The organism is Actinocorallia lasiicapitis, assembly GCF_054778695.1.
In genome coordinates, this window is record NZ_BAAGZI010000375.1 from 1 (window position 1) to 5,751 (window position 5,751).

Genomic DNA, 5,751 nt, shown 5'->3' on the forward strand with positions numbered 1-5,751 from the left:
CGGATCCAGCTGCTGAACCGGCCGCACGGGCGGATGATCGACCGTCCCGGCGGCGACGCGGCCGACGCCGAGCAGGCGCTCCGGATCGGCGCGGACCCGGCGGGCGTCCGCATCCTCGACCTCGGGCTGCGGCTGCTGTCCAAGGGCCTCGCCGCGCAGAACCGCACCCTGCCGACCGTGTACGGCATCCACCTGGGCAGCCACAGCCTCGACCTGTGGATCGCGCCCGCCGACCCCAGCCCGCCGTCCCCGTGGCAGGCGCACGACGGCGGCCAGGTGTGGCGGCTCAACCCGTCCGTCCTCGATCCGTTGCAGCCGCGCGACTTCGCCGACGTCCTCGCCCCCTACCCGGGTCTGATCTCGCTCGGCACCGACGACGGCGGCCGTGTCCTCGCCGACCTGGAGGCGGCGCACGGCCTGATCTGCCTGGACGGCCCCACCGACCAGCGGAAGGCCGCGCTCGCCGCGATCGCCGTCGAGCTCGCCACCAGCGCCTGGTCGGACCACATGCGGCTCACGCTCGTCGGTTTCGGCGACGATTTGCGCGCGATCGCTCCCGGCCGGATCCACTGCCACCCCACCCTCGAGCAGGCGATCCCCGAGATGGAGGCGCGCACCGCGCAGGTCAAGGCGGCCCTGGACGCGGCCGGCACCGACTCCGTCCTCACCGGCCGCTGCCGGGGCGTGTCGGGCGAAGCGTGGATGCCCCACTACTTGATCATGGCGGATCAGCCGTCGCGGGCCGACGCGCAGCGCCTGGTCGGGCTGGCGCGCACCGGACGTCGCCTGTCGGCGGGGTTCATCGTCGCCGGCCACGTCGAGGACGCCACCTGGCACTGGACCATCGACGAGAACGGCCTGCTCTCCGCGGGCGTCCTCGGCTTCGAGGTGGACGCGCAGCGGATCAGCGAACCGCAGTACCGGGCCGTCGCCCGGCTGTTCACGACGGCGACGCGCCAGGACGGCGTCCCGCTGCCCACCCCGGAACGTCCCGAATCGACGGGCGAGACCCCCGTCGCGGACATCCGGCTGCTGGGCCCGATCAGCGTCACCGCGTCCGGCCCGATCGACGACGCCCGCCGCGACATCTGCACCGAAGTCCTCGCCTACCTGGCCACACATCCGGGCGGCGTCCACCCGACGGTCCTGTCGGGCGCGATCTGGCCGCGCGGCATCACCGCGGGCGCCCGCGACGCGACCCTCGCGATGGCGTCGGACTGGCTGGGCCGCGACGCCCGGGGACGTCCCAACCTGTACACGGACGAACGCGGACGAATCCGTCTCGGTTCGCAGGTCCGCGTCGACTGGCAGGAGTTCCGTTTCCTCCTGTGGCGTTCGGCCGCGGAAGCGCAGAACGAGCAGGCGTTCCTCTCCCACGCCCTCGACCTGGTCCGCGGCCCGTTGATGTCGCCGCGCCCGAAGGGCCGCTACGCCTGGCTGGCCACCGACACCGTCGAGTTCGAGACCATCGCCCGCGTCTCCGACGCCGCCCACCGCCTCACCGTCATCCGCCTGGACGACCGCGACCCCCGCTCCGCGGTCACAGCCGCCCGCACCGGCCTCCTCCTGGCTCCCGAGGACGAGGGCCTCTGGCGCGACCTCCTCCGCGCCACCGACGCCACCGGCGACCTCCCCTCCGTCCAGTCCGTCATCGAAGACCTCCGCTCCCGCACCCCCCTGGACCTCCTCCAACCAGAAACCGAAGCCCTCATCGAAGAACTAACCCCCCACCAATACTCCCGAGGCGCCTAACCCCCACTCCACATCGACTCCCCTTCCCCGCCAGACCCCACCCACGACCCACGCCCGCTTGGCCCCCGCATCGACCCCCGCTTGATCGCATCGACCCGCGCCATGTTGACGGTTCGCGCCCCCCAAACGGTCGCTTCGCCGCAGCTCGCCAAGATCTTGCCTGCGGCAACGTCAGCCCAGCACGCCGTCCTCACCCGCCTCTCGCCCCACACCTACGCACCCGCCTTGATCCCGTCGACCTGCGGCATGTTGACGGTCTGAGCCCCTCCAAGCGGTCACTTCGCCGCAGCTCGAGCGGATCTAGCCTGACGACATCCACCCCGCGTTCCGCCCTCGCCCCCGTCGCCCTACAGCTGCGCACCGGCCTCGATCGCGTCGACCTGCGGCATGTTGACGGTTTGAGCCCGTCCGAACGGTCGCTTCGTCGCAGCTCGCCGAGATCTTGTGTGGTGACGCCCGCCCGACGTTCCGTGCTCGTTCTCGTCGCCCTGCGGCTGCGCGCTGGCCTTGATCGTGTCGACCTGCGGCGTGTTGACGGTTTGAGCCTCTCCGAACGGTCACTTCGCCGCAGCTCGTCAGGATCTTGCATGCGACGACGTCAGCCAGCGTGCCGTCCTCGCCCGCATCTCGCCATACACCTACGCGCCCGCCTTGATCACCTCGACCTGCGGCGTGTTGACGGTCGGAGCCCCTTCAAACGGTCACTTCGCCGCAGCTCGAGGGGATCTCGCCTGCCGACTCCGCCTCGCGTTCCGCCCTCGTCCCCGTCGCCCTACAGCTGCGCGCCCGCCTTGATCGCGTCGACCTGCGGCATGTTGACGGTTTGGGCCCCTCCAAGCGGTCGCTTTGCCACAGGTCGAGGAGATCTTGTCTGGCGACGTCCGCCCCGTATTCCGTCCTCATCCACCTCGCCCCGCAACTAAGCGCCCGCCTTGATCGTGTCGAGCTGCGGCGTGTTGACGGTTTGGGCCCCTTCCAAGCGGTCGCTTCGTCGCAGCTCGTTGAGATCTTGCTTGCGTTGACGCCCGTGCGGCGTTCCGCCCTCGCCGATCTCGTTCCGCCACTACGCGCCGGTCTTGATCGCGTCGATCTGCGGCATGTTGATGGTCTGGGCCTCTCCGAACGGTCGCTTCGTCGCAGCTCGCCGAGATCTTGTGTGGTGACGCCCGCCCGGCGTTTCCGTGCTCATCCTCGTCGCCTTGCGGCTGCGCGCTGGCCTTGATCGTGTCGAGTTGCGGCGTGTTGATGGTCTGGGCCTCTCCGAACGGTCGCTTTGTCGCAGCTCGTCGGGATCTTGCATGCGATGTCAGCCAGCGCACTGTCCTCGCCTACCTCGCCCTGCACCTACGCGCCCGCTTTGGTCATGTCGAGCTGCGGCATGGTGACGGCTTGGGTGCCTTCAAGCGGCGCTGTGCCTCAGGTTGAGGGGATCTTGTCTGGCGACGTCCGCCCCGCGTTCCGTGCTCGTCCCCGTCGCCCTGCGGCTGCGCGCCCGCCTTGATCGTGTCGAGTTGCGGCGTGTTGACGGTTTGAGCCCGTCCGAACGGTCGCTTTGCCGCAGCTCGTCGGGATCTTGCATGCGGCGACGTCAGCCAGCGCGCCGTCCTCGCCCACCTCACCCTGCAACTACGTGCCCGCCTTGATCAGGTCGAGCTGTGCCATATCGACGTTTCGAGCCTCTCCGAACGGTCGTTTCGTCGCAGCTCGTTGAGATCTTGTCTCGTGACGCCCGCCCCGGCGTTTCCGTGCTCGTCCTCGTCGCCTTGCGGCTGCGCGCTGGCCTTGATCGTGTCGAGCTGCGGCGTGTTGACGGTTTGAGCGCTTCCGAACGGTCGCTTTGCCGCAGCTCGTCGGGATCTTGCGTGCGATGTCAGCCAGCGCACTCTCCTCGCCTACCTCGCCCTGCACCTACGCGCCCGTTTTGATCATGTCGAGCTGCGGCATGGTGACGGCTTGGGCCCAATGCGGTCACTTCCTCGCAGGTCGAGGGATCTTGTCTGGCGACGTCCGTCCCGTATTCCGTCCTCGCCCACCTCGCCCCGCAACTACGCGCCCGCCTTGATCGTGTCGAGCTGCGGCGTGTTGACGGTCTGAGCCCCTCCAAACGCTCGCTTCGCCGCAGCTCGAGGGGATCTTGCCTGGCGACTCCTCCCCGCGTTCCGCTCTCGTCCCCGTCGCCCTACGGCCGCGCGCTGGCCTTGATCGCGTCGACCTGCGGCGTGTCGACGGTCCGGGCCCCTCCAAACGGTCACTTTGCCGCAGGTCGAGGAGATCTTGTCTGGCGACATCCGCCCCGTATTCCGTCCTCACCCACCTTGCCCCGCAACTACGCGCCCGCTTTGATCGTGTCGAGCTGCGGCGTGTTGACGGTTTGAGCCCGTCCGAACGGTCGCTTTGCCGCAGCTCGTCGAGATCTTGCGTGCGGCGACGTCAGCCCAGCGTGCCGTCCTCGCCCACCTCGCCCTGCAACTACGTGCCCGCCTTGATCGCGTCGAGCTGTGCCATATCGACGTTTCGAGCCCTTCCGAAGGGTCGCTTCGTTGCAGCTCGCTGAGATCTTGCCTGCGTTGACGTCCGCGCGGCGTTTCGTCCTCGCCGATCTCGTTCCGCCACTACGCGCCGATCTTGATCGTGCTGACCTGCGGCGTGTTGACGGTTTGGGCCCCTTCAAGCGGTCGCTTCGTCGCAGGTCGAGGAGATCTTGTTTGGCGACGTCCGCCCCGTGTTCCGTGTTCGTCCCCGCTGTTCTGCGACCGCCTACCTGCCTTGATCGTGTCGAGCTGCGGCGTGTTGACGGTTTGAGCCGGTCCGAACGGTCGCTTTGCCGCAGCTCGTCAGGATCTTGCGTGCGACGTCAGCCAGCGCACTGCCCTCGTCTACCTCGACCTGCAACTACGCGCCGCATTGATCGCGTCGAGCTGCGGCATGGTGACGGCTTGGGTCCCTTCAAACGGTGCGCTGCCGCAGGTCGAGGGAGCTCTTCTTGGCGACGTCCGCCCCGCGTTCCGTGTTCGTCTCCGCCGTCCTACGGCTGCGCGCCACCCACGATCGTGTCGGGCTGCGGCACGTTGACGGTTTGGGCTTCTTCGAACGATCTCTTCGCTACAGGTCGAGGGGATCTTGTCTGGTGACGTCTGCCCGGTGTTCCGTACTCGTCCGTGCTGTCCTACGGCTGCGCGCTGGCCTTGATCGTGTCGAGCTGCGGCGTGTTGACGGTTTGAGCCGGTCCGAACGGTCGCTTTGCCGCAGCTCGTCGGGATCTTGCGTGCGGCGACGTCAGCCCAGCGCGCAGTCCTCGCCCACCTCGCCCTGCAACTACGCATCCGCTTTGATCGCGTCGACCTGCGGCATGGTGACGGTTTGGGCCTTTCAAGCGGTCGCTTTGCCGCAGGTCGAGGGGATCTTGGCTGGCGACGTCCGCCCAGCGTTCCGTGCTCGTCCCCGTCGTCCTACGGCTACTCACCCGCATTGATCGCGTCGAACTGCGGCGTGTTGACGGGTTGAGCCCCTCCGAACGGTCGCTTCGTCGCAGCTCGCTGAGATCTTGCCTGCGTTGTCGTCCGCGCGGCGTTCCGTCCTCGCCGATCTCGTTCTGCAACTACGCGCCGGCCTTGATCGTGTCGAGCTGCGGCGTGTTGACGGTTTGGGGCTCTTCAAGCGGTCGCTTTGCCGCAGGTCGAGGGGATCTTGGCTGGCGACGTCGGCCCAGCGTTCCGTGTTCGTCTCCGTCGTCCTGCGACCGCCTACCTGCCTTGATCGCGTCGAACTGCGGCGTGTTGACGGGTTGAGCCCGTCCGAACGGTCGCTTCGCCGCAGCTCGAGGGGATCTTGTTGGGGGTGGGGTGGGGTGCCTCTGGCGGGGCGCGGGTGGGGGTAACGCCATGTTGCCGGATGGCGAGCTTGGTGTGCCCGTGTTGGCCCTGCGTTCAGGTCAGCGGTAGGTGCGGCCGAGGCTGTAGCGGCCGGGTTGGGGGAAGAGGGTGAGGGTGGTGGAGGGGG

Annotated in this window: 1 protein-coding gene; it reads left to right on the top strand. The window is 68.5% G+C overall.

What is annotated here, in order from left to right; genetic code table 11:
* A partial coding sequence (locus ACYVE7_RS27975; RefSeq protein WP_460368731.1) for an AfsR/SARP family transcriptional regulator occupies positions 1–1,752 on the top strand: 1,752 nt, incomplete at its 5' end.
* Between the last annotated feature and the right edge of the window lie 3,999 nt (positions 1,753–5,751).